We start from the raw sequence: 2,865 nt of genomic DNA, 5'->3' as shown, positions 1-2,865 counted from the left end.
AGCCGGTCGGGTGGCGAAGATGTAGCGGCAGAAATCCGCAAACGATTAGCAACCATCACCAAGTCCAAATCCTTTGTAGATTGGCACAAGGTTCGTGCGCTGGCGAAGGATCTGGAGGCCCAGCGCTCCGCGATCATGAAGCATGTCGCGCCGACACGGCCGGCAGACGCGCTCGATCTATTATGGCGCCTGCTTGAGGCCGCGCCGTCGATCTATGAAAGATGCGATGATAGCAACGGGTCGATCGGCGACATTATGGACCTTTCTCTCGCTAACCTCGGCGAAGTAGCACCTTCAGCAAAACTGACCCAGGATAAGTTGGCGGATCGGGTGTTTGTCGCCGTTTGCGCCAACGACTACGCCCAGTTCGACGGGGTGATCGAAGTGATGTCTGAGGCCTTGGGCAAGGAAGGGCTCGGCTTGCTCAAGACTAAATTCGAGGCCTTGTCGGCGGCACCGCCCGCAAGGGCGAAGGGTCCGGAGCGCAGGGTGATTGCGATCAGCTCCCGCGGGCCGATGTATGAGGATGACTATGCCGCCGCACGTCATGTCCGCACGGTCAGATCGGCCCTGACCGAGATCGCCGATGCGCTCGGCGACGTTGATGGCTACGCCGCACGGTTCTCGGATAGCGAGCAAGCCAATCCAGCGATTGCGGCGGACATCGCGGCTCGGTTGTTGACTGCTGGTCGAGCCCAAGAAGCGATGACGGCATTGTCGAAGGTCGACATCGAATCCGCGAAAGGGCGTCACTGGCCGGACTGGGAGCAGGTCAGGATCGATACACTCGAGGCCCTTGCGCGGTCCGCCGAGGCTCAGGATGAACGCTGGGCGATCTTCGAGCGGGATCTGAACGCGGACTACCTCGCTGCCTATCTGAAGCGCGTTCCGGACTTTGATGATGAAGAGGTGGAAAACCGCGCAATGGCGTATGCGCGGGCCTATCCCGGTTTTCATCAGGCGCTGGCATTCCTGGTCAATTGGCCCAATCAGGCGGCAGCCCTTGGCGTTGCGGCGGATCTGATCGTGGAGCGGCACGGCGAACTCGATGGCGATCACTACTGGCTGCTGACGCCTGCGGTTGATGCGCTCGATCAACGCTATCCACTGGTCGCGACATTGTTGCTTCGGGATATGATTGATTTCGCGCTCGATAAGGCACGGTCCAAGCGATACCGCCACGCCGCCCGGCATTTGCAGACCTGCGATTACCTTTCCAAGCGGATCGACGACTGGGCCGGGCATCCCGACCACGAAGCCTATCTGGCCAATCTCAAGCTTAGCCATGGGCGCAAGGCGGCTTTCTGGAATGCTTGATAAGGAGCGGAACGGAGTTGGCGGTCCCGCCCGGACGCGCAGATAAATCGAATTCTGCCACCACGAATTTCTTCTTACCTAAACTTGGATAATTCAGCGACTTTTGGACTGGACTTCGCTGCCAGACGAAGTGTTACTGTGGGCACGGGTCGCGGCTGAATCAGGCGGCGAGCCCTGCCTCGCAGTTCGACCCTGCGGGGCTTCAGGTGGTGGGAGGCGGCGCATGGTGCGCCGCTCCAACGGAGACCTGGCATGACCCTCGAAAACCCCCCGAAATCGAAAAAGGCACCGGCGACCAAGACGGCGCTGGTATGCAAACTCCTGGTCCGCCCTCGCGGTGCGACTGTGCCAGAACTTATGGATGCAACTGGTTGGCAGAACCATAGCGTGCGCGCTTTCTTCACTGGTCTGCGTAAGAAAGGGCACATGCTCGCCCGTGAAGAGCGCACTTCGGGTGAACTGGCCTATCGGATGGTTCAAGACGCAACTACCGAACAGGCGGCAGCGTGATGGCACGCCTTGCTGATAAGTTGAACGGGCTGGCGGCATTGCCGCCAGCCGCACTGCGCGCAGAATGGCGGCGCCTTTACCGCGAACCAGCCCCTGAACTCAGCCCAGACCTGCTTGTGCGCGGCATTGCCTGGCGCCTTCAGGAAAAACAGCATGGCGGGCTCACACTCGCGATTGAGCGCGAATTGGCCCGGTTAACTGGGCAGGGAGCGCCGCCGTCAATACCCTGTGCTCCGGCCTCCGTCAGCCTTCGCCCCGGCACCAGGCTGGTGCGCAGCTGGAACGGTGAAACCTATAGCGTACTGGCAACCGACGACGGCTATCAGATGGGTGATCAGACCTATGCCTCGCTCAGCAGCATCGCTCAGGCCATAACGGGGACAAAATGGTCCGGCCCGCGCTTCTTCGGCCTCAGGAGCCCGGCGTCTGCCAAGGGAGCGCGCGATGCGTAACGGCGAAACAAAGCGCCCGCCTGTTTTGCGCTGCGCCATCTACACGCGCAAGTCGACCGAGGATGGGCTGGAGCAGGAGTTCAACAGCCTCGATGCCCAGCGCGAGGCGTGCGCAGCCTATATCCTTAGCCAGCGTCACGAAGGCTGGGCGCTGGTGCCCGAGCAGTATGACGATGGTGGGTTCTCAGGCGGCACAATGGATCGTCCCGGCCTCAAGCAGTTACTGGCAGAGGTTGAGGCCGGCAAGGTCGATATCATCGTCGTATACAAGGTCGATCGTCTGACCCGCGCGCTCTCCGATTTTGCGAAAATCGTCGATGTGCTCGATGCAAAGGGGGCATCATTCGTCAGCATCACCCAGGCATTCAATACTACCACCAGCATGGGCCGGCTGACCTTGAACGTCCTGCTGTCTTTCGCCCAGTTCGAGCGTGAAGTGACCGGGGAGCGTATCCGCGACAAGATCGCGGCGTCGAAGAAGAAGGGCATCTGGATGGGCGGGACAGTCCCGCTTGGTTACGACGTACGCGACCGCAGGCTCGAAGTTAATCCTGCCGAGGCCAAAATGGTTCGCAAAATCTTTGGC

4 protein-coding genes are annotated in these 2,865 nt (G+C 60.5%); all 4 read left to right on the top strand.

Annotated elements, in window-relative coordinates; translation table 11 throughout:
• Positions 1 to 1,317: DUF6880 family protein (locus ACEW8G_RS06405; RefSeq protein WP_373487606.1), on the top strand; the 1,317-nt coding region annotated here is incomplete at its 5' end.
• 252 nt (positions 1,318 to 1,569) lie between these two features.
• Positions 1,570 to 1,827 carry a DUF3489 domain-containing protein gene (locus tag ACEW8G_RS06400; protein WP_373487605.1) on the top strand — a complete coding sequence of 86 codons (258 nt, stop codon included), beginning with the start codon at positions 1,570 to 1,572 and terminating at the stop codon, positions 1,825 to 1,827.
• Entirely contained in the window at positions 1,827 to 2,279 is a 453-nt protein-coding gene (locus ACEW8G_RS06395; protein ID WP_373487604.1) for a DUF2924 domain-containing protein, read from the top strand. Before ACEW8G_RS06400 ends, ACEW8G_RS06395 begins: the two co-directional genes overlap by 1 nt.
• Positions 2,272 to 2,865 (top strand): recombinase family protein (locus ACEW8G_RS06390; protein ID WP_373487603.1); only part of this gene is annotated, 594 nt, incomplete at its 3' end. The genes ACEW8G_RS06395 and ACEW8G_RS06390, both read left to right, overlap by 8 nt.

Source organism: Blastomonas sp., from assembly GCF_041747255.1.
Taxonomy (GTDB): Bacteria; Pseudomonadota; Alphaproteobacteria; order Sphingomonadales; family Sphingomonadaceae; genus Blastomonas.
Note: the sequence above shows the minus strand (reverse complement) of the source record. Positions and strands in the feature narration are given on the sequence as shown.

Excerpts from the sequence above, each read along its gene's own strand:
- ACEW8G_RS06400 (WP_373487605.1), top strand. The coding sequence starts at position 1,570 with ATGACCCTCGAAAACCCCCCGAAATCGAAAAAGGCACCGGCGACCAAG.
- ACEW8G_RS06395 (WP_373487604.1), top strand. The coding sequence starts at position 1,827 with ATGGCACGCCTTGCTGATAAGTTGAACGGGCTGGCGGCATTGCCGCCA.